General features: G+C 46.6%; 19 protein-coding genes. 15 read left to right on the top strand and 4 right to left on the bottom strand.

All coding sequences use genetic code 11. From position 1 onward, the window contains the following. Nucleotides 1–24: 24 nt before the first annotated feature. The 4 genes from MKY44_RS29335 to MKY44_RS29320 all read left to right on the top strand — a co-directional run bounded on the left by MKY44_RS29335 (nt 25) and on the right by MKY44_RS29320 (nt 5552). Entirely contained in the window at nt 25–2142 is a 2118-nt protein-coding gene (locus MKY44_RS29335) for a hypothetical protein (RefSeq protein WP_341010057.1), read from the top strand. Nucleotides 2143–2171: 29 nt separating this feature from the next. After that, the gene (locus tag MKY44_RS29330) at nt 2172–3203 is read left to right on the top strand and encodes a pilus assembly protein (protein WP_341010056.1); all 1032 of its coding nucleotides are present in this window, start codon (nt 2172–2174) and stop codon (nt 3201–3203) included. Between the two features lie 11 nt (nt 3204–3214). After that, nucleotides 3215–3730: an A24 family peptidase gene (locus tag MKY44_RS29325; protein WP_341010306.1), complete on the top strand. Its 516-nt coding sequence runs from the start codon at nt 3215–3217 to the stop codon at nt 3728–3730. A gap of 94 nt (nt 3731–3824) precedes the next feature. Beyond that, a complete protein-coding gene (locus tag MKY44_RS29320) occupies nt 3825–5552 on the top strand; it encodes a DUF6382 domain-containing protein (RefSeq protein ID WP_341010055.1) in 1728 nt (575 codons plus the stop codon). A gap of 12 nt (nt 5553–5564) precedes the next feature. Here MKY44_RS29320 and MKY44_RS29315 read toward each other — a convergent pair whose 3' ends face one another. Further along, nucleotides 5565–6476 (bottom strand): TIGR01777 family oxidoreductase, encoded by a 912-nt coding sequence (locus MKY44_RS29315; RefSeq protein ID WP_036610794.1) that lies wholly within the window; start codon nt 6474–6476, stop codon nt 5565–5567. A 159-nt stretch (nt 6477–6635) separates the two neighbouring features. Next, a complete protein-coding gene (locus tag MKY44_RS29310) occupies nt 6636–7103 on the bottom strand; it encodes a DUF2621 domain-containing protein (RefSeq protein WP_253506432.1) in 468 nt (155 codons plus the stop codon). A gap of 169 nt (nt 7104–7272) precedes the next feature. Between MKY44_RS29310 and MKY44_RS29305 the strand changes: the two genes are divergently transcribed. Then, a complete protein-coding gene (locus tag MKY44_RS29305) occupies nt 7273–8379 on the top strand; it encodes a deoxyribonuclease IV (protein ID WP_076209450.1) in 1107 nt (368 codons plus the stop codon). Between the two features lie 42 nt (nt 8380–8421). Next, on the top strand, nt 8422–9315 hold the full coding sequence (gene purU / locus MKY44_RS29300) for a formyltetrahydrofolate deformylase (RefSeq protein ID WP_017689986.1): 894 nt from the start codon (nt 8422–8424) through the stop codon (nt 9313–9315). 74 nt (nt 9316–9389) lie between these two features. Here purU and MKY44_RS29295 read toward each other — a convergent pair whose 3' ends face one another. After that, nucleotides 9390–9866: a hypothetical protein gene (locus MKY44_RS29295; RefSeq protein ID WP_341010054.1), complete on the bottom strand. Its 477-nt coding sequence runs from the start codon at nt 9864–9866 to the stop codon at nt 9390–9392. A 434-nt stretch (nt 9867–10300) separates the two neighbouring features. On the opposite strand from MKY44_RS29295, the gene tkt reads away from it, so the two are divergent. From tkt to MKY44_RS29270, 5 genes are all read left to right on the top strand, one after another. Continuing rightward, nucleotides 10301–12343 carry a transketolase gene (tkt, locus tag MKY44_RS29290; protein WP_036610788.1) on the top strand — a complete coding sequence of 681 codons (2043 nt, stop codon included), beginning with the start codon at nt 10301–10303 and terminating at the stop codon, nt 12341–12343. A gap of 334 nt (nt 12344–12677) precedes the next feature. After that, on the top strand, nt 12678–12995 hold the full coding sequence (gene ppnP / locus MKY44_RS29285; RefSeq protein WP_017689983.1) for a pyrimidine/purine nucleoside phosphorylase: 318 nt from the start codon (nt 12678–12680) through the stop codon (nt 12993–12995). A gap of 236 nt (nt 12996–13231) precedes the next feature. Next, nucleotides 13232–14587: a glucose-6-phosphate isomerase gene (locus tag MKY44_RS29280; RefSeq protein WP_017689982.1), complete on the top strand. Its 1356-nt coding sequence runs from the start codon at nt 13232–13234 to the stop codon at nt 14585–14587. Nucleotides 14588–14763: 176 nt separating this feature from the next. After that, nucleotides 14764–15396, top strand: a complete 633-nt coding sequence (locus tag MKY44_RS29275) for a YigZ family protein (protein ID WP_036669098.1) — start codon at nt 14764–14766, stop codon at nt 15394–15396. Nucleotides 15397–15401: 5 nt separating this feature from the next. Beyond that, nucleotides 15402–16004: a TetR/AcrR family transcriptional regulator gene (locus MKY44_RS29270; protein ID WP_017689980.1), complete on the top strand. Its 603-nt coding sequence runs from the start codon at nt 15402–15404 to the stop codon at nt 16002–16004. A gap of 189 nt (nt 16005–16193) precedes the next feature. On the opposite strand, the gene MKY44_RS29265 is transcribed toward MKY44_RS29270, so the two are convergent. After that, nucleotides 16194–16595: a secondary thiamine-phosphate synthase enzyme YjbQ gene (locus MKY44_RS29265; protein WP_076327247.1), complete on the bottom strand. Its 402-nt coding sequence runs from the start codon at nt 16593–16595 to the stop codon at nt 16194–16196. A 494-nt stretch (nt 16596–17089) separates the two neighbouring features. On the opposite strand from MKY44_RS29265, the gene cysT reads away from it, so the two are divergent. From cysT to MKY44_RS29245, 4 genes are read left to right on the top strand one after another with little or no spacing between them, the layout of a single operon-like run. Next, complete coding sequence (cysT, locus tag MKY44_RS29260) at nt 17090–17905, top strand: sulfate ABC transporter permease subunit CysT (RefSeq protein WP_341010052.1); 816 nt, start codon at nt 17090–17092, stop codon at nt 17903–17905. Next, complete coding sequence (locus MKY44_RS29255) at nt 17902–18699, top strand: sulfate ABC transporter permease subunit (RefSeq protein ID WP_017689977.1); 798 nt, start codon at nt 17902–17904, stop codon at nt 18697–18699. Before cysT ends, MKY44_RS29255 begins: the two co-directional genes overlap by 4 nt. Before the next feature lies 1 nt (nt 18700). Beyond that, a complete protein-coding gene (locus MKY44_RS29250; protein WP_036610770.1) occupies nt 18701–19765 on the top strand; it encodes a sulfate/molybdate ABC transporter ATP-binding protein in 1065 nt (354 codons plus the stop codon). Between the two features lie 25 nt (nt 19766–19790). Beyond that, nucleotides 19791–20855, top strand: a complete 1065-nt coding sequence (locus MKY44_RS29245) for a sulfate ABC transporter substrate-binding protein (RefSeq protein WP_341010051.1) — start codon at nt 19791–19793, stop codon at nt 20853–20855. The last annotated feature ends 130 nt before the right edge of the window (nt 20856–20985 follow it).

Raw genomic sequence — 20985 nt, 5'->3', positions numbered from 1 at the left:
ATATTAATATTGGCCGGAGTTTATATGTTTGTAGCAATATTTATTGATTACGCTCGTATAGCGGCATTCAAGGTGCAGACCGAACGCATGACTCATGCTGCGATGAGATCCGTCATGTCAGCCTATGACACATCACTCCGGGAGTATGGTTTATTCGGGTATGGGGACAGCAGCAGGGATGCAATTATGGCTAAAGTGTTGAATGATAGCGTGAAGCCTTCAGCTGTAAAAGATGGATTCCCCATTCTGGATATCAAGTGGGATACAACTTCGCTGAGCATGGAGCGTGAACTGGGCAGATACGATATATTTAATCGCCAGATTCAGGAGGACATGAAGTATCGGGCTCCGGTTGATTTTACCCTTGAAGTGATCAATCGGTTCAAACCGATATCGGATGAGATGAAGGAAGCCGCGCATACGGTAGACTTGCTGAAAAAATTACAGAAGTTATATGACAAACGTGAAGAACTACTGGACGAAGCCATTGCCAATCAGACGGAATCCGCGGAGAAACTGAAGAATCTTCCAAAGTTGATCATGGACCGGCCTTCACAAGCCATCTATGAAGAAATGTTGGAAGAAACACCAGAGACAGCTGCCGAGGCAGCAGCACGTTATGCAGATTATCTGAACAAGAAACAGGCAGATGAGGGACTGCCGTTCAGAGAGCAACAATACATATTGGAACTGGCTCGTTATCGGACGGGTGTTGGTAATGTGGTGACAGGCATCAGCATGATCATACAACCGGCGTTACAGACCCATCAAACAAAGCTGGAGGAAGCACAGTCCAAAATCGAAGAAGCACGCAAGATTAATGAGGAAATGAAACGTGTGATTGCGGAGGGGGAGAACCGTTCACAGAATGCCAGCTATGACAACGTGGGCAACTCGAGTTTGCCTGGGACGAGTCCTTCATCTACTGGATCAGGCAGTGAAGCCAAAAGCACACGTTCTCTCGCTTCGGAGCTTGTGAGGGCAGATAGCCTATTTGATCAGTTGAAGGCACGGGTTGTTTCTCAGAATTCGGACTTCTCTAACGTCAAAAGAGACAACATGGAATTGAATACACAGCTTCGCAGTGTCACGGCCATGAGCGGTGTTCCGATTAAACCGGCGGTCAGACAGTCAAGTCAGGTTACGGAACGATATATGGACACCTATGTACGTAGCGGTCCTGCCAATCTCATCCAACAGAGTAAACAGCAGCTGGAGAGTGGTCGTGGGTCGGATGCCCAGCGCAAAGCGAATGACAAAGAATCCAAAGGGAAATTGAAGGAAGTCAAACGAATGTTGTCGCAGATTCAGAATGGAAGTTCGGGGTCCATGGACGCTTTCAAACAGTTGGAGGAATATTACAACGCTAATATTTCTTTTAACGAGGCTAGTCGTGAGGAAGCCAAAAAGGCAGAGATTGCTGGTGATCCCTATGACTCTGGTGGCGATGCCATGAAGGGAATGGACAGTTTGTTTAGTGGGATGTCCGGTCTGCTGGACAGTCTTGGCGACGAATTATTTCAGAATGAATATGCTTTAGCCTATTTCAATTCCATGGATTTTGGTCAGTTATTTACCTGGATTGAAGGTGGTGGAGATGCTGGTGATGTCTTCAAACTGGAGAATCAGGAACTGGAGTATATCGTTTACGGGTTTCACAATCCTTCGGGTAACATCGCTGCGGCATATGCGGAGATATTTGGGATGCGGCTGGCTATTCGGACGGCAGAAGGGTTAATTGAGCACAGCAAGCTGGGGAATCCACTTTTGGTATTATCGGCGGCAATCTTATACGGGATTACAAACGCCATCGCGGATATGGTGAAACTAGCAAAAGAGGGCAGTGTGGAATTGTCCAAGTATATCAAAGTCAAACTGTCGTACAGGGACCATCTCCGATTGTTCCTATTGATGCATAGTAACAATGAACGCAAAATGTCCAGAATGCTGGCGCTAATTCGATTGAATACCGGTGTGAATCCAGATGAGAAACAGACGTATGCTTCGGGTAACATGCGTAGTAGCATCAAGCTGTGGTTTTTACCAGGGGTGGTTAGAAGCATAGGTGCAGTTATGGGTAGTGCGGACCAGGTTGAAGATGGGCGATTTTTCATTGAGCGGAAGGCGGATTATTCCTATTGAATAATTAGGATCGTTTCGGTGGAGGGATTATGGACAAGCAGCAACATTACGAAAAAGATAGCGCACAATTTCAGATTCGTTTAACAAGAATAATCAGATTGCAGCGTTTGAAGTCTCTCAAAAAGCAGATATGTTCTCCGAAAAAGGAACAGGGTAGCATGGTTCTGGAAGCCTCACTAGTGTTACCTGTCTTCTTGTTCTTTATCATGTTTCTCATCTTCATAGTGCAAATGACTCTAATCTCCACAGCGTTACAAAGCACAGCGGGTGAAACGGTGAAGCAGTTATCAACGAAAATATATCCCGTTTCCCTTGCATTCACACCTTCTGATTCTGCCGGAGAAGAAGGTTCTGGAGGGGGTTGGAAGATACCAGAGTTATCTCTGACGGAATGGGCAGAAGGTTATGCATCTTCTCTACCCGAGCCATTAAGTGATTGGGTACGTTCAGCTGCGGCCAGTGGTGAACAGCCACTACAGGAGATCAAGACATCCGTCTTGGAAACCGTACTTGATCCCATGGTAAAACCCCTGCTTCAACCATTCATTGAACCAACTCTTCTGGATATGGAACGTGTGCATGTGAATGGTATCTCCATCCCTGATCTTAAAAACAAAACAAATCCATATTTCCGAATTGAACTGAGTTATGAATTGCCGGTAAAAGTCCCCTTTCTCAGTAAACCGCTACGGATTCAGGCTGCTGCGGCAGAACGGGTATGGATTGGAGATACCGGAGAAGGATCAGATGGCAGCGCAGGAGACGGAGATAATGCGGGTTCAGCATCGGTGCTGTCGAAGCCTGACCCGGCATACATAGGCAACAATGCAACGATCAAGGTGAAGGTAGAACCAGGAGCGACAGCCAACTTAACGATATTTTACAAGTCAGGTGAAAGTTCTGCGAAGCACATCGGCTGGGCTACCGCAGATGAGAATGGAATTATTGAATGGAACTGGTTTGTTGGTACTCGGACAACAGAAGGAACATGGAGTTTTGTTGTCGAGACAGGGGACGGTGCCAAGACGGAGACTACGTTTAATGTGGCCTCCAGAAAATAAGGAAGGGGATGATGGAGGTGGAGTGGTTTTACTTTGCCTGTGGCATATACGTCATTGCAGCTTTTATTACAGATATTCGTTCCATGAAAATTCCAAATCGATTGACTTTACCCGTGACTGTTGCTGGCGTATTGGCCCATATCATATGGGGAGGTTGGGATGGTTTCTTGTTTTCAGCCGCTGGATTTGCAGCAGGTTTTGGCATTTTGTTTCTGATGTATGCGATTGGAGCCGTAGGGGCAGGAGATGTGAAATTGTTTGGTGGAATTGGTGCATGGACGGGACTTACTTTTGGCATTCATGTCATTATTTACTCCGTTTTGTACGCGGGCGCAATTGGTCTAGTAATACTTCTATTCCGTAAAGATTCAGCGAAACGAATTCGAGGCATGGCAGGTAGTCTTGCAGATTTTTTCATGCTCGGTTCGCTCAAGCTGGTAAACAAAGAGAAGACATTGAAGTTTCCGTTTATGCTGGCGGTGTTACCTGGATTTATCACGGTGCTTGTCTCAGGACTTTTCCCTTAAGTGAAGGAGTCGAAAAATTTGAGAATAGCAATGGAAAGAGAGGATTGGCATGTATGGACTAACGAGAGATTTTATTCGTAATGGTGGGGCTTTCATGGTTTTGGAAAAAGCAGAAGGGTTACGAATGGAGGAATTAAGCCGGGTACAGATGGGGATGTTGTCCTCCAATCAAATTCCGCGACTTCTTCCTGTTCATATTCGGGAAGTCGATCGAAATGTAACTTTGCAGTACGACATATCAGGGTACAAGATGTTATCCCAGATGTTAAAGTCAAGCAAAATCAAATTGCGTGTTCTGTATGGTTTGTTGTTCCAACTAGCTGATGCCTTCACGGAATGCCGACAGTACATGTTGGAGCCCCGTAAATTATTGATCCAGGAAGAGTACTTATTCATCAATGGTTCATTCGAACAGGGTGAACTTGGGATGGTATATGTACCAATCATGGATACGGTCGAAGTTGATCCAACACCTCAGCAATTCCGTGAGCTGGTGATCAGGCTGATGGCACATGTACAGGAACTACAGGGAGAAGGCATTCAGCGTGTTCTGCAGTTATGTGACAACGAACGTTGGGATATCAGACAGTTACGAGAGCTTCTGCTGGAATTATACGCTGACGAGCAAGAGAATGGAGGAGGCGCAGCATTTCTCTCGTCCAGAACTTTGGACACACCGAATGAATCAAGAGGTGATCTTCATTCGTCAATTTCTGAGCGAGATAGCAGGCTAGCCACTGGTACTTCTCGGCCATATCAACCCGGTGCTCCCATTCAAAATGCTGCTGTGGGGCCGCAACTAAATTTCCGTCAGCCGCACAATAAGAGTGAATCTGAGGTGGAAGACATTCCGGTGAGATCTCGAACCTTTCCAGGCAAGCGCTCACCTGAGCAATTTCCATTAGAGAGTTCAAACGGTATGGATAAGAGAGGAAGTAACTCGTATGATTCGCTAGAGCGTGTTGATATGGAAGTGGAGGAGAAGCCTGGATCTTCCAAAGTAACCTATATCATATTGGGCTGCATGGTTGCCATGGCATTGGTATGGAGATTTATTTACATGGAGCAACCGGGACAGACACAGATGATCCTGTGCATGGTACTCAGCCTTGGCTTGCTTGGTGTAGCAGGATGGACGTGGAAGCGCAAGGGAAGCCCTCATAATGACTCAGAGAATAAGCGGTCTTTTTCATTCAATTTAGGTAAGAACAAAGGCAAGCAAATGGAAGATGAAGAGGAACAATTTCAGGAAAGTTGGCGCTGGAATACAGCTGATAGGAAAGAGGAACGCATAAACCAAATGGTTGCATCCGCCTCAGAAGGTGGTAGCGAGCATTCCCGTTTTCAAAGTCTGCATATGACACCTGAACAATCCGAACCACCGTTCGTTCAGCACCAGGTAGAAACGATAGCTTCAACTTCAGAGGTAATCCGACATGATGTAGTTGCGGAGGCAACCGTGAATTTGCAGAATCTGAGTGGAGGTAATGTTACAGGGGCAGGCCCGGTGATGGCGTCTTATTATCTTGAACGAAGATCTGGAAGCAGTGACCAACATGAACGAATGGATGTGCAAGGTGCATCTTTTGTCATCGGAAGATCAGCAGACATGGTTCAGTGGGTGGACACAGCGACCGGCGTGTCCCGTGCTCATGTGGAATTGAGCCGGAACAAATCGGGCTATGTGATTAAGGATCTGGGTTCCGTCAATGGCACCATTCTTCAGGGCAATATTCTTGCTCCGTATAAGGAGTATCCATTGGCGAATGGAGACACATTTACACTTGCAGAATCAGTCTACACTTATCGGTCAGTTGGATAAGGCATAGTTCAATCAGTCAGATAAGCCGCGGTGTTTCAGATCTTCCAGTGCCTGGGTTAAGGTTGGGAAGGTGAACTGGAATCCGTGGTCGAGAGCTTTTTGCGGAATGACTCTCTGCCCTTGAAGTACGACAACGGATAGTTCTCCGACCAAGGTTTTAATCAGGAAGCTGGGTACGGGGAACCAGTGAGGGCGATGATACACTTTACCGACTGTACGACCGAATTCATCATTGGTAACAGGATTTGGTGAGGAAGCATTGACCGGACCTGACACTTGTTTATTTTGAATGCTAAAATCAATGAGTCTTACGATATCCATAATGTGAATCCAGCTAGTCCATTGCTTGCCACTGCCGATCTTGCCACCAACACCCAGCATATAAGGAAGTTTCATCAATGGAAAAGCACCTCTTTTATGTCCAAGAACCAGACTTACCCGGATTTTAACGAGTCTTACATTTTTGATTGCATCTGCAGCAACTTCCCATTGTTCCGAGACCCGGGACGGGAAATTCATTGATTTTTGCGGACTGCTTTCGTCAAAGGTTTCGTTAGGAGAGGTTCCATAGATGGCCATGGCAGAAGCCTGAACGACGACTTCCGGCTTTTGTTCCAGGGATTCCACCAATCGGGCTACCCGCGCTACGGTCGTGACTCTGGATTCAACAATCTCCAGCTTCGCCTTGGTTGTCCATCGTTGATTCAGCGTTTCTCCGGCAAGGTTAACGAGAGCGTCCATACCTTCCAGCAAGTGAGGTTGTTCTTCGACTTGTTCCCACGATATATATGTAAGATTTTTACTTGGATTATGCAAGTCAGGCAGTTTTCGTGTAATAACTTTCACATGGTGCCCGGCTTGCAGCCAGTAATCTACAAGTGCTCCTCCTACAAATCCGGTACCTCCACAAATGGCAATTTTCATATCAAACATCCTCTCTGTAAGTTCACTGCGCTGATACATACCGTTGGATCGACAAACAGCCCCGTACGGTAAGCAATGCCTGTTGGGAACAACTTACCTGACGGAGCATATCTGTATCTAATTAACCAAATCTATATGCCACTTAACTCATCTTTTATTTTATTTAATCAAATGTTGATAAGGGGAATAATCGATTTTGTTTTTCTCCAAAAATTTTACCAAAAACTTATTATCCCGCTTCGGTGTGGCAATAATGTATCCTTTGATGCAATGATCTCTCGATACTTCCGTGGCATTGTCTTCAACTGCAATCTTACCGATCTCTGCTGCAATGGAATGTTTGGCGATGTCACGAAATGGCCCGGGCACAGGCTCCACTAGTTGATCCAAAAAAGCTTTGGCTTCATCTGTCCATAAATGACGGCTGGCTTCAACCCAATAATTCTGCCAATCCAGTTTGGACTTTCCGTCTGCTTTTGGTAGCACTTTCAAAAACTTGCGCATCATAAAAAATCCACCGATACACATGCTCCCAAGCAATAAAAAAGTCCAGAATGCGATCGTATTCATAAACCAATTGCTGGGGGAATAGCTGGTCAGTATCATCGCGTAGGAGTCGAAAATCATTGCGGAATCACCTCGGTTCATTGATTTTCACGGAAAGACGGATTCCGCCCACCATGTTCCACATATTAGCTGTAAAAAATAGCCTCTATCCCGAATTATAGCGCATTTCTAGATTTATTTCGATAATCGCGTTAGAATAAGGGATAATTCAGATTAAGGGGGATCAATAATGCTGAAAATCGGCTCCCACGTGTCCTTTTCGGACAAGGGATTATTGAGTGCAACGAAGGAAGCGTCCTCGTACGGTTCCAGTTCGTTTATGATATATACGGGTGCACCACAGAATACACGTCGCAAGCCAATTGAGTCCATGTATATTGAAGAAGGCAAGGTAGCCATGCAAGAGGGTGGAATGGAAGATATCGTTGTCCATGCACCGTACATTGTTAATCTTGGCTCATACAAAGATAACACGTTTAGACTTGCTGTAGATTTCCTTCAGGAAGAGATTCGTCGGACACATGCCATTGGTGTGAAAAACATCGTATTACATCCCGGCGCATTTACAGACAAAGATGCCCACTATGGGATCGGACGGATCGCAGAAGGGTTGAATGAAGTGCTGGAGGGTGTGAAAGAGACGGATGTGAACATCGCTCTGGAGACCATGGCTGGCAAAGGTACGGAGATGGGGCGCAGTTTCGAAGAGATCGCCCAGATCATTGAGAAAGTAACGTATAACGAGCGCCTGACTGTGTGTATGGATACATGCCACATTCATGATGCCGGATATGATATCGTTAATGATTTTGACGGTGTACTGGAACAATTCGATCGTACGGTAGGACTTGACCGCATTGCCGTAATGCATATTAATGATAGTAAGAATGCTGTGGGTGCGCATAAGGACCGTCATACACCAATTGGTTCTGGCTGGATCGGGTTTGAGGCGATTAACCGCATCGTCAACCATGAGAAGCTTCAAGGACGTCCATTTATTCTGGAGACACCTTGGATTGGTAAAGAGGCCAAGACACAGCGTCCAATGTATGAGGTGGAGATTGCGCTGCTTCGTGGGGATGTTGCCGGTCGATTCGGCCAGGATTTCCTGACAGAAGTAGAACAGTTGCAACACTTTTTCAAAGGTAAAGAGATTGAGTCTCGTTCGTATATTCTGGATGTGTGGACGTTGCTCAAAAATGATGCCAAAGCCAAAAAGGCAGATCCGCGCGAACCGCTGGAACGCCTCTATGACATGGTGACTGAAGCTGCTTTGTTCCCGCATTTGAATGAAGAACAACTGAATCATCGCTTGATTGCATGGCTTGCGGGTTAACCCCGCAGGTCATGGCTTAATTGAAGGAGGAAGAATAACCCGATGGAGATCCACGCTAAACAAGTACGCCCTGATTCTAAAAACCGCGCTGATCGTGCGCGCATGCTTATTTCCTGTCCGGATGGTCCAGGAATTGTAGCTGCCGTTTCTCACTTCCTGCACCAGCATGGTGCAAACATTGTTCAGTCGGACCAATATACAATGGACCCTGCTGGCGGCATGTTCTTTATGCGAATTGAGTTTGATCTTCCGCAATTGTTGGTCAATTTGCCGAAACTGGAAGCCGATTTTGCAGAAGTAGCAAGCCGTTTCCAGATGGAATGGACGTTATCTGCGGTTAGCCGCAAGAAGAAACTGGCTATCTTTGTATCCAAAGAAGATCACTGTCTGGTTGAATTGTTGTGGCAATGGCAGGCAGGCGACCTGGATGCAGATATTGCGCTTGTGGTCAGCAACCATCTGGACATGAAGGATTATGTAGAATCATTTGGCATTCCATATCATCATATCCCAGTTACAGCAGATACGAAAAAAGAAGCGGAACAGCGCCAACTGGACGTCATCGGCAACGATGTGGATGTGATCATTCTGGCTCGTTACATGCAGATTATCTCTCCGATGTTCATTGAGCATTACCGCAATCGAATCATTAATATTCACCATTCGTTCCTGCCAGCCTTTGTTGGTGGTAAACCGTATGCGCAGGCGTACAACCGTGGTGTTAAAATCATTGGTGCGACAGCGCACTATGTTACGGAAGAACTGGATGGCGGTCCGATTATTGAACAGGATGTGCAGCGTGTAAGCCACGGGGACGATGTAACCGAGCTGAAGCGTATTGGACGTACCATTGAGCGTGTTGTGCTCGCACGTGCAGTGAAATGGCATGTCGAAGACCGTGTTCTTGTTCATGAAAATAAAACCGTTGTATTTTAAGCTCACGCTTTAATACTGTGCAAGGTTGATTCGGAACCACGTAATAGACTAACAAAAAAGCGACCCCAATTCGTTTACGAAGCGGGAGTCGCTATTTTTGTATACACATACTTTCCGCACAAGCCAAGCACAATACCGAATAGCAGATGTCCTACAATCCAGTAGATGATGGCGGACACATCGTACAGGTCTGGCACACGTGATGACAATTGAGAGAGTGGGATATAGAGCAGGGACGAGACTGCACCAAGTAAAATTCCTTTGTTCATAGGGCAGCCTGAATGCCTTACCCACCACAGATAGAAGATACCGATGACAACGGACACGATGAGATGCAAAGCAAATTCAATGAATTCGGGTAAGGTTGCCGGAAGACCAGGCACAAAATCAATATTCAGCAGCAGAGTATATACTTGTTCACCAGTGTTGGCCTGAATCATTTTGAGGAAAAATCCCAGGACAACTCCCGAGAGAATTCCCGTTAAAATACCGGATATCCAGGGTAATGAATGTTTTACGGATGGGGATGGGTGAGCAGCAGGATCTGGCATGATCGAGACCTCCTATGATTGACGCATGTACATTTGAGAAGTAAACTACAGCCCGAATTTCGTAATCCATATTAAGGAACATTATATGTGAATTGAGGATGAATATCTAAAAAATGCATGGTTTTCAGGTAAAAGGTTATACTTCATGCGATGGATTTGCGAGGCTCCTTAAGTCTGCTTTTGGAATTTAGTACCTTGTACAGTACGATTTTTGCTTGATAGGCCAAGGATTATTCATCACAAACCACCGATTTTCACGAACTTCTAAAAGAAGGTTATGGAAAAGCTTCACGCCAAGTGATACAATACAAAAGTGAATAAGTCAAAATGAAACACTCAAGCGGATTCACTTATTGTGAAATTCGGTTTGCTTGTATGATGAGAGGGATTCGCTTGCGCACCCGACTTATCTAAAGACATGAGGAGGACAAACCATGACTGACAAGAACGAAGCGATTCAAAAGGACGAGAACACTACAATCGACAACCTGTCGATTACTACCGTACGTACTTTGGCGATTGATGCAATTGAGAAGGCAAATTCCGGACATCCGGGTATGCCTATGGGCTCCGCTCCAATGGGGTACCAACTTTTTGCAAAAACGATGACTCATAACCCGGACCACCCAACTTGGGTTAACCGGGACCGTTTTGTCCTGTCTGCAGGACATGGCTCCATGTTGCTGTACAGCTTGCTGCACCTGAGCGGATATGATCTTCCAATGGAAGAACTGAAACAGTTCCGTCAATGGGGAAGCAAAACTCCGGGTCACCCGGAATTCGGACATACTGCAGGTGTTGATGCAACAACCGGCCCACTGGGTCAAGGTATTGCAATGGCTGTAGGTATGGCGATGGCTGAAGCTCAACTGGGCGCAACATACAATAAAGACAAATTCAACGTAGTTGACCACTACACTTACGCAATCTGTGGTGATGGTGACTTGATGGAAGGCGTATCTCATGAATCAGCTTCCCTGGCTGGACGTTTGCACCTGGGCAAACTGATCATGTTGTTCGACTCCAATGACATCACGTTGGATGGTAAATTGGATCTGTCTTCTTCCGAAAGCATCGCGAAGCGTTTTGAAGCTTATGGCTGGCAAGTGCTGCGCGTTGAAGATGGTAACGATCTGCCTGCAATCGAAAAAGCAATTCAGGAAGGTCAAGCAGATACACTGCGTCCTACACTGATCGAAGTTAAAACGGTTATCGGTTATGGTAGCCCGAACAAACAAGGTAAAGGCGGCCACGGCGGTACTCACGGATCTCCACTGGGTGCAGACGAAGCCAAATTGACTAAAGAGTATTACAAATGGGTTTACGAAGAAAACTTCCACGTACCAGCTGAAGTTCGCGATCACTTTGCACAAGTGAAAGATCGTGGTATCTCTGCTAACAAAGCTTGGGACGAGAAATTTGCCGAGTACAAAAAAGCTTTCCCTGAGCTGGCAGCTCAATTCGAAACAGCGATTAACGGCGACCTTCCAGAAGGCTGGGACCGTGATCTTCCTAAATATGCAGCAACAGACAAAGCTCTTTCCACTCGTGTAGCATCCGGTAACGCTCTGAACGGTCTGGCACACAACGTGCCACAACTGACAGGTGGATCTGCTGACTTGGAAAGCTCCACAATGACTCACTTGAACAACCTGGAGAACTTCACACCTGAAGATTACTCCGGCCGTAACATCTACTTCGGTATCCGTGAATTCGGTATGGCTGGAGCAATGAACGGTATGGCACTGCACAGCGGTGTGAAAGTATTCGGAGGTACGTTCTTCGTATTTACCGATTACCTGCGTCCGGCTGTTCGTCTGGCTGCCCTGATGGGATTGCCTGTTACGTATGTTCTGACTCACGACAGTATCGCTGTTGGTGAAGATGGTCCTACGCACGAACCAATCGAGCAACTGGCATCCCTGCGTATCATTCCTAACCTGACAGTTATTCGTCCGGCTGATGGTAATGAAACTTCGGCTGCTTGGGCTTACGCGCTTGAGAACAAGAGCAACCCGGTTGCACTCGTACTCACTCGTCAAAACCTGCCGATCCTCGAAGGTACCGTTGAAGGTTCACGTGAGAACGTGAAACGTGGTGCTTATGTTGTCTCTGATGCAAAAGATGGCAAAGCGGTAGCACAAATTATCGCTACAGGTTCTGAAGTGCAATTGGCTGTTAAAGCTCAAGCAGCACTTGCAGAACAAGGCATTCAAGTTCGCGTAATCAGCATGCCAAGCTGGGATCTGTTCGAGAAACAAGACAAAGCTTACAAAGAGTCCGTTCTTCTTCCGGATGTTAAAGCTCGTCTTGCAATTGAAATGGCTTATCCAATGGGCTGGGAGAAATATGTTGGAGATCAAGGTGACATTCTCGGAATCAGCACATTTGGTGCATCCGCGCCTGGCGACCGTGTTATCCAAGAGTATGGCTTTACAGTGGATAACGTGGTTAGCCGCGTAAAAGCATTGCTGTAATAGAGGTTGTTTAAAAAGTCTGCTTTTGATTACGAAGGATGCCTCACGGCATCATCAGCGTCGAATATGGGATTCAGCCGAAATGTCCGTTGCTCACGTAGTTTTCTCCTACGCTCCGCTACTCCATTTCTAGCTTCATCCCATCTTCTCGATACTGAAAACCTGACTTTTTGAACACTTATAGCTTCATAAGCGCTGCTATGGTTGGGAGGGCATCATGCTGTCCTGATCCATGGCAGTAAGTTATTTCCGCAGAGATGGGCGGTGATTCGTTCGTTATCGCCCTGATCTGTTTTGCCTTTTGTTTTCATTAACTTCAGGGGAGCGGGTACGCATGTCACAATTCGATCAAGTCAGTGTAGTGAAAGAGGCCAACATTTATTATGATGGTCAGGTAACCAGCAGAACGGTTATTTTGGGGGATGGCAGCAAAGTGACTCTGGGCATCATGCTTCCAGGCAGTTATGAGTTCGGTACGGATTCCCGTGAAATTATGGAGATTCTGTCCGGAGATCTGAAAGTATTGCTTCCCGGAGAAGAAGAGTGGCAAGAGATTCAAGGTCAAGCTACGTTCCACGTGCCTGCCGAATCCAAATTTAAACTGGAGATACGCAGCGTTACTGACTACGTCTGCTCGTACCCGGCGGAATAACATAAGAAGGGTAAGCAGAACCGCAACGCGCGGATTCGGTTTACCCTTTTTGCTTCTTGAATTCTAACGACAAAGTTCGAGCTGCAAGCTTGTCAGCCCCGTGGATTTGAAGTATCCTTAAGGCAAGTTGTTTAGAATGGAATACGGACATAATATAAGAGGTTGTTCAAAAAGTCCGCTTTTGATTACTAAGTTTGAACACGCACTATAATCGAAATCAGGAGGTTTTTGAGATCATGGCAAAAAAAGTGACATTTGACTATAGCACGGCATTGCAATTTGTAAATCAGCACGAAGTGGATTATTTCGCAGAACCGATTCGTCTGGCTCACGAGCAGCTTCACAACGGAACAGGAACAGGCTCCGATTATCTGGGCTGGATTGACCTGCCAACGGCTTATGACAAAGAAGAGTTCGCACGCATTCAAAAAGCGGCTGCCAAAATCCAAAGCGACTCCGAAGTACTGATCGTTATCGGTATCGGTGGATCATACCTGGGTGCACGTGCAGCGATTGAAATGCTGACTCACTCGTTCTATAACAATCTGCCAAAAGACAAACGCAAAACGCCTGAAATCTATTTTGCAGGAAACAATATCAGTTCCACATATGTAACTCATTTGCTGGATTTGGTTGAAGGCAAAGATTTCTCCGTCAACGTTATCTCCAAATCCGGTACAACAACAGAGCCGGCAATTGCTTTCCGTATCTTCCGTGCAGCACTGGAAGAGAAATATGGTAAAGAAGAAGCACGCAAACGCATCTATGCTACAACAGACAAAGCGCGCGGTGCACTGAAAGAACTCGCAAATGCAGAAGGATACGAATCCTTCATTATCCCGGATGATGTAGGTGGACGTTACTCCGTTCTGACGGCTGTAGGTTTGCTGCCAATCGCAGCAGCGGGTATCAGCATCGAAGAAATGATGCAAGGTGCGGCTGACGCATCCAAAGAATACAGCAACCCGAACGTAGCTGAGAATGAAGCATATCAATATGCTGCAGTTCGTAACGCATTGTATCGCAAAGGCAAAGGAACTGAGATTCTTGTAAACTATGAGCCATCCCTGCACTTCGTATCCGAGTGGTGGAAACAACTGTTTGGAGAGAGTGAAGGTAAAGACTACAAAGGGATCTATCCTGCATCTGTTGATTTCTCTACAGACTTGCACTCCATGGGTCAATTCATTCAGGAAGGTAGCCGGAATATTTTCGAAACTGTTATCCAGGTTACTGAAGTTGCAGAGCATATCTCGATCAAATCCGATCCGGACGATCTCGATGGTTTGAACTTCCTTGAAGGCAAAACCATGGACTTTGTTAACAAAAAAGCGTTCCAGGGAACACTGCTTGCACATACGGATGGTCAAGTACCAAACCTGATTGTGAACATTCCAGATATGACTCCATATTCTTTCGGATATCTGGTATACTTCTTTGAAAAAGCATGCGGTATCAGTGGCTACCTGCTGGGCGTCAATCCATTTGACCAACCAGGCGTGGAAGCTTACAAGAAAAATATGTTCGCATTGCTGGGCAAACCAGGCTTTGAAGAAGAGAAAGCAGCGCTTGAAGCGAGACTTTCCGAATAATTCATCGGTCTGCTCATATAGTTGAATAAGGTAATGTAAATCTAACCGGGAATCATTGTTCGTGTAAAAGGCAGGGTTCCCGGATATAGATAACCAGGGCAGTTCGTCCGCGTTCGCGCGGTGAACTGCTTTCTTGTAAAATGGACTCAGGAAAAGATCAGAAAGTTGGATTTAGGATGATTGAACGTTATCGCACGGTTCGAGGACCGGGCAATCTGGAAATTGTAATCAAGAAGTCGCGATTTATCGGTCATATTATGCCGGTCACGACAGAGGAAGAGGCTGTTGCCTTCATCGATGAGATCAAGAAAAAACATTGGAATGCAACTCATAACTGCTCTGCATACATGATTGGGGAGCGCGATGAGATCCAGAAGCAATCCGATGACGGGGAACCTAGCGGAACAGCAGGGAAACCTATTCTTGAAGTAATCAAAAATCAGAAATTAAAAAATGTGGCAATTGTGGTTACGCGATACTTCGGGGGAATTATGCTTGGAGCTGGCGGGTTAATTCGTGCTTATACGGATGGAGCTGTAGCAGCCATTGAAGCCGGAGAAGCCATTACCAACGTGCTGCATCGTGAAGTGTTTGTTGAACTCGATTATACGTGGCTGGGTAAAGTGGAAAATGAGTTAAGAAGCCGGGAAGTCCGTACAGGTGAAACTGGATTCACCGATAAGGTTACGTTGACTTGTCTTCCGCCGGATAGTGAAACCGAGGCTTTTATAGCCTGGATCACGGATTTGACGCAAGGGCAATCCCGGATCACGGAGGGACAGCGGCTTTATTTTATTGAAGGGGAATAAAATATATGGCTAGAAGAGCAGTCGAACAGGAGTTGTCGAGGGAGCGGATACTGGAGGCGGCGAGGCACCTTTTTATTACCAAAGGATACCGCGCCATTTCGATGCGAAGCATCGGCCAGCATCTGGGCTATAGTCATGGGTCGCTGTATTATCATTTTAAGGAAAAGGCAGAGCTGTTCTATGCCATTGTGGTTGAAGATTTTAATCATCTGGGGCATTTACTGCTGCAAGCCATGGTCAGGCCGGTTCGTGATGATGTGAGCAAGGTAGAGCACATTATGATGGAGTTTATTCGCTTTGGTCTGGAGAACCCCTATCAATACGAAATCATGTTTATGATCAGGGACGAAGAACTATTGTCTTATTGTCGTACCGAACAGGGACGTTGCTTCGAATTGTTTGCATCGATTATAAGGCAGTATATGAATGAAGAGAACTGTACGGAAGAGGATATTCAAAGGGTACCGCGTACGCTATTTTTGGCTATGCACGGATTCATTTCTTATTACATTCAGGACCGTTTAACGTTTGTGGAGATTGAATCGTCTGCGCTGTCTCATGTCAAAGTGCTGTGCCGCAATCTGGGTCAGCAGCCTGGCGTCCAATAATGGCGCTATTGTTGCACCCCTACACTTCAGGGCGGTGATTTGTCATAACTTTAATTCTTTATAACGTTGTCTCGCGAAAGTTAGTATGCGCAGCAGACCAAGTCAGGCGGCTCCGACCCGGAATGAGGGTGGACCGCCTGTTTGTGTTTGCAAAAATGAACGAGTGGGTGGCAGGCCTATTGGACCCAACTAACCTTCCATGATTTTGAGAAAGTACTCCCGCTCACGTGGTCCATCGAATTCACAAAAGTAAATGCCTTGCCATCGGCCAAGCAGCAATCTGCCTTCATGAATAATCACCGTCTGTGATGGCCCCGTTGTGATCGATTTGAGGTGAGAAGCTGTATTACCTTCGGCATGTCGATACTCGGGATGTTCCCAAGGATACACTTCGTCCAGGCGCAACAATACATCGTGTTTCACATCCGGGTCTGCATTTTCGTTGATGGCAATCCCCGCCGTCGTATGAGGACAGTAGATGAGCACCGTCCCATTCTGTACGCCGCTACTCTGGACAACCTGCTTTACGTCCCATGTGATATCCTTCATTTCATCTCGTGTGGAAGTGGATATATTCTTCGTATATAACATGTTAGATCACTCCTTATCATCTCTGTTCTTACCCTCGATTGTACCTTAACCACTACATACCAAACAAACCACATATGCAGACGGATATGTGAATTGCACAATAACGGAGAGTACAGAAATAACCTGAAGAAGCGGAAGCTAAAAGCTTTCTGTAAGAAAGCTGCTTCGGAAGCATAAGCTTCGCCTTTATCACCGGATTTCCCCTTAAAAAAGGGGATCAAAGAAATCTGGGGATAACAGTGATCGGAAGGTTGTTCTGGCCGCGCAGTGTACAGTGCGATTTTTATTAATCGTTCTTATGTGTGGCCCAATTATATTCAATAAAAGCATTGACGATTAGCACTGCAAACTGGTAAAGTATCAGAAAAGCAAAACCAAGTAGACTAATGGGAATAATATTAAAGTAATATCATCCAACTTAGGAAAAATGTCGTATTGAAGCCAGGAAGACTGCCGACCGGAGCTAAAGCCGGAGGCTGGGAGGGAACGCAGCAATGAATACCGTTCTTCGTCATAAGGGATGGACTTGGGGATTTCGCAGTACCGTATTGTTATATTTTATCGTACTTATTGTACTTCCAATCATCGGTGTGTACGTCAATTCCTTCTCTGAAGGATGGAGCAACTTTGTTCAGAGCATTATGGACCCCATCGCGTGGAAAGCCGTACTGCTGACCATTCGGCTGGCCGTGATTGCCACGCTGATTAATGTGGTTTTGGGCACGATGATCGCCTGGGTGTTGACAAGGTATCGCTTTGTGGGCCGATCGTTTCTCAATAGTCTGGTTGATCTCCCGTTTGCACTGCCAACAGCGGTGGGCGGCTTGATGATTATGCTGCTTTTGGGTCCGGTCAGTGCCATCGGGAAACTGGCAGAATCCATGGGATTTGAGATTGTATTTCACCAGCCCGCCATTGTTATCGCGATGACCTTTGTCACGTTTCCGTTTGTTATCCGTGCAGTGCAGCCTTTGCTGGAAGAAATGGATCCTTCGGAGGAAGAAGCCTCGTACACGATGGGGGCATCCAAGGCTCGTACATTCATGCAGGTTATTCTGCCTTCTATGGCACCTGGCATGATCAGTGGGGGGATGTTGGCTTTCTCCAGAGGACTGGCTGAATTCGGAGCTGTTGTGCTGGTTGCTGGTAACATTCCGGGCAGAACACTGACTGCTTCCGTATTTATTTACGGGGAGATTGAAAGTGATAATCCAACGGGAGCTGCTGCTGTATCCGTGTTGCTCCTGACGCTCTCCTTCCTGATCCTCTGGCTGATCAATCTGGTGCAGATGCGGGGGAGAAGACGATGAGACGACTGTTAATCGGACTGACGTTTGCGGTATTTATTGTACTGCTGATCATCCCGCTCGGACGCATTTTTATTGGCGCATTTGAAGACGGGGCAGGTGGATTCCTGAAAGGGTTAATGCGTCCTGAGGCGTTACATGCCTTGATGATGACCGGACTGGTGGTTCTGGTGGTCACCCTGTTAAATACATTGTTTGGCATCATGATGGCTCTGTATCTGGTTCGTGCCGGATGGCTGAGTGAACGGATAAAAGGGCTGCTGAACAGCATTGTAGACCTGCCTTATGCCGTATCTCCTGTCATTGGCGGTTTGATGATTGTGTTGATGTTGGGACCTAACAGCATTATGGGCGCTTTTTTTGAAGGGATTGGATTCAATGTGGTCTATGCCTTCCCGGGTATGGTGATCGCAACGTTATTTGTTACCTTTCCACTGATGGTCAGAGAGGTTATGCCTGTCCTGCAGGAACTCGGTTCTCAGCAAGAGGAGGCTGCATCTACACTTGGCGCCTACGGCTGGAGAACGTTCTGGAGTGTGACCTGGCCTTCGATCCGCTGGGCAGTAGTGTATGGTCTAGTCTTGACGGTTGCGCGCTCGCTCGGGGAATTTGGTGCAGTGCTGGTCGTATCCGGTAATATTATGAACAAAACGCAGACCGCAACAACCCTGGTGTACCAGGATGTTGAGAATTTTAATGTGGCTGCCGCAAATGGTGTGGCATTGGTGCTGGTCACCTTCTCCGTCGGGCTGCTGCTCATGATGGAATGGGCCAAGAAGCGAAAGGAAGTGCATTGATATGCATGTAGAAGTCCGTGATCTGAACAAACATTTCGGTGATTTTCATGCGGTAAAAGATGTCTCATTCGATATTGCCAAAGGCCATCTGATCGGTCTGCTTGGACCCAGCGGAGGTGGGAAAACATCCATTCTGCGGATGCTGGCGGGCCTGGAGAATCCGGGTTCCGGTGAGATTCGCTTTCACGGAAAAGTCGTGAACCATCTGCCTCCACAGGAGCGTGGCATCGGATTTGTATTCCAGAACTATGCCTTGTTCAAACATATGACGGTATTTGAGAATATCGCCTTTGGACTCAAGGTTAAGAAGACGCCAAAAGCCCAGATCCGTGATCGGGTGATGGAACTTGTTGAACTGACCGGGTTAAAAGGTTTCGAACAGCGCTATCCACATCAGTTATCTGGTGGGCAGCGTCAGCGTGTTGCTTTTGCCAGAGCACTCGCCCCGGAGCCGCAGCTGTTATTGCTGGATGAACCGTTCGCTGCCATTGATGCCAAGATCCGTCAGGAACTGCGTTCATGGTTGCGGGAGCTAATCGAACGGGTAGGAATTACTTCGATTTTTGTAACGCATGACCAGGATGAAGCGATTGAAGTCGCGGACGAGATTATGATTATCAGTCAAGGTCGTCTGGAACAGAAGGGCACACCTTGGGATATCTACAAAAACCCGCAGACACCGTTTGTCGCTACATTTATCGGGGAGTCTACGGTTGTGGAGGATGCTTCCCAGCTGAAAGGATTCGAACATGCTGTCGAGGGTGAACATACCAAAGCGCTTATTCGACCAGAGTATATTGAGATCGGCTTGAAAAATGAGTTCACCATGTTGTCTGCAACGGAAAAAGGTACAGTCAAACATCTTCATTTCCGGGGCAGTGAATGGATGGTAGAGGTGGACGTACAGGGTCATAAGTTAATCACATATCGTTCCCTGGAAAAAACGACCTTGGAGATCGGTCAACAAATTAGAGTCCTTGTACACCGTGCATACCTGTTCAATGACTCCAACAGTTGGGTGGTTGAGAACCGACTGAAGGAAGATCCGATGCCGGTGATGATTTAGATCAAGTGGAAGAAAGGGGCTGCCCATGCAGACGAGGAAGAAGAAAGCCATACTCTTATATGTTGCCCTCATGCTTCTGCTCGTCTGCATGACCGCTGGGTGCAGCAAGCAGGAGGGGGCAAGCGAACAGAACGAGCCCTCTAGTAACGATTCATCCAATACGCTTGTGATTGGTGCTTATAGTGTAGCAAAAGACGCTGTAGGCGAATTGCTGCCCAAGTTCCAAGAGGAGTGGAAGGCAAAAACCGGACAGACAATTAACTTCCAGGAATCCTATGAAGCTTCGGGTACACAGGCAAGAGCCATCGTTGGTGGATTCGAGGCTGATGTGGCCTTGCTCGCGATGGAGAGTGATATCGAGAAGCTGGTCAAAGCCGATCTGGTTAGCTCCGATTGGAAACAGACCCCTAATGAGGGGATGATCACCCGTTCGATTGTTGTTCTGGGCACAAGAGCAGGCAACCCGCTCGGAATTCATGATTTTCAGGATTTGACCAAGCCGGGAGTGAAGGTGCTCTACCCTAATCCAAAGACATCCGGGGGCGCACAATGGGACATTAATGCCATTTACGGTGCTGGATTAAAACTGTCGGAGGAACAAGAGGGGAAGAAAGATCCTGCCGCAGCCAAGGCTTTTCTCGAACAGGTACATCGTAACGTTGAATCATTGGACAAGAGTGGGCGTTCTTCGATGGCGGCATTCGAGTATGGTGTCGGTGATGTAATCGTCACGTATGAAAATGAATTGCTTGCCCGGATCGCTAAAGGTGTAGATTATGACATCGTCATTCCAAAAAATACGATCCTGATTGAGAACCCGGCAGTTGTGGTGAATAAATATGCCGACAAACATGGGAATCGTGAACTGGCGGAAGCCTTTGTCGCCTATCTGCGTACACCAGAAGCACAGCGTATTTTTGCCAAGCATGGTTTTCGTTCAGTAGATCCGGATGTATTTGCACAGACGGAGTCGACATTCCCAACGCCAGAAGGACTATTTGATATCAACTATCTGGGTGGATGGGACGAGGTACGCAGTACGTTGTACTCTAAACGCGGCGTGTGGTATCAGGTGCTAGCTGGATTATGAGTATTGCTGATGTAATCGAATAGGTAACCGAGCATGTGGATACAAAACCTTCATTTCAATGGAAGTAGAGATGGAGGTTTTTTACTGCCAAAAGGTTATAATAGAGGTATACTGAATCATGATTGTTACA

This window comes from Paenibacillus sp. FSL R7-0026, assembly GCF_038004485.1.
GTDB classification, from domain to species: Bacteria; Bacillota; Bacilli; order Paenibacillales; family Paenibacillaceae; genus Paenibacillus; species Paenibacillus xylanexedens_A.
Note: the sequence above shows the minus strand (reverse complement) of the source record. Positions and strands in the feature narration are given on the sequence as shown.

Bases quoted from the DNA above. Each gene is read 5' to 3' on its own strand.
- MKY44_RS29335 (WP_341010057.1), top strand. From the start codon at position 25: ATGTTTGTAGCAATATTTATTGATTACGCTCGTATAGCGGCATTCAAG.
- MKY44_RS29330 (WP_341010056.1), top strand. From the start codon at position 2,172: ATGGACAAGCAGCAACATTACGAAAAAGATAGCGCACAATTTCAGATT.
- MKY44_RS29325 (WP_341010306.1), top strand. From the start codon at position 3,215: ATGGAGGTGGAGTGGTTTTACTTTGCCTGTGGCATATACGTCATTGCA.
- MKY44_RS29320 (WP_341010055.1), top strand. From the start codon at position 3,825: ATGGTTTTGGAAAAAGCAGAAGGGTTACGAATGGAGGAATTAAGCCGG.
- MKY44_RS29315 (WP_036610794.1), bottom strand. From the start codon at position 6,476: ATGAAAATTGCCATTTGTGGAGGTACCGGATTTGTAGGAGGAGCACTT.
- MKY44_RS29310 (WP_253506432.1), bottom strand. From the start codon at position 7,103: ATGATTTTCGACTCCTACGCGATGATACTGACCAGCTATTCCCCCAGC.
- MKY44_RS29305 (WP_076209450.1), top strand. From the start codon at position 7,273: ATGCTGAAAATCGGCTCCCACGTGTCCTTTTCGGACAAGGGATTATTG.
- purU (WP_017689986.1), top strand. From the start codon at position 8,422: ATGGAGATCCACGCTAAACAAGTACGCCCTGATTCTAAAAACCGCGCT.
- MKY44_RS29295 (WP_341010054.1), bottom strand. From the start codon at position 9,866: ATGCCAGATCCTGCTGCTCACCCATCCCCATCCGTAAAACATTCATTA.
- tkt (WP_036610788.1), top strand. From the start codon at position 10,301: ATGACTGACAAGAACGAAGCGATTCAAAAGGACGAGAACACTACAATC.
- ppnP (WP_017689983.1), top strand. From the start codon at position 12,678: ATGTCACAATTCGATCAAGTCAGTGTAGTGAAAGAGGCCAACATTTAT.
- MKY44_RS29280 (WP_017689982.1), top strand. From the start codon at position 13,232: ATGGCAAAAAAAGTGACATTTGACTATAGCACGGCATTGCAATTTGTA.
- MKY44_RS29275 (WP_036669098.1), top strand. From the start codon at position 14,764: ATGATTGAACGTTATCGCACGGTTCGAGGACCGGGCAATCTGGAAATT.
- MKY44_RS29270 (WP_017689980.1), top strand. From the start codon at position 15,402: ATGGCTAGAAGAGCAGTCGAACAGGAGTTGTCGAGGGAGCGGATACTG.
- MKY44_RS29265 (WP_076327247.1), bottom strand. From the start codon at position 16,595: ATGTTATATACGAAGAATATATCCACTTCCACACGAGATGAAATGAAG.
- cysT (WP_341010052.1), top strand. From the start codon at position 17,090: ATGAATACCGTTCTTCGTCATAAGGGATGGACTTGGGGATTTCGCAGT.
- MKY44_RS29255 (WP_017689977.1), top strand. From the start codon at position 17,902: ATGAGACGACTGTTAATCGGACTGACGTTTGCGGTATTTATTGTACTG.
- MKY44_RS29250 (WP_036610770.1), top strand. From the start codon at position 18,701: ATGCATGTAGAAGTCCGTGATCTGAACAAACATTTCGGTGATTTTCAT.
- MKY44_RS29245 (WP_341010051.1), top strand. From the start codon at position 19,791: ATGCAGACGAGGAAGAAGAAAGCCATACTCTTATATGTTGCCCTCATG.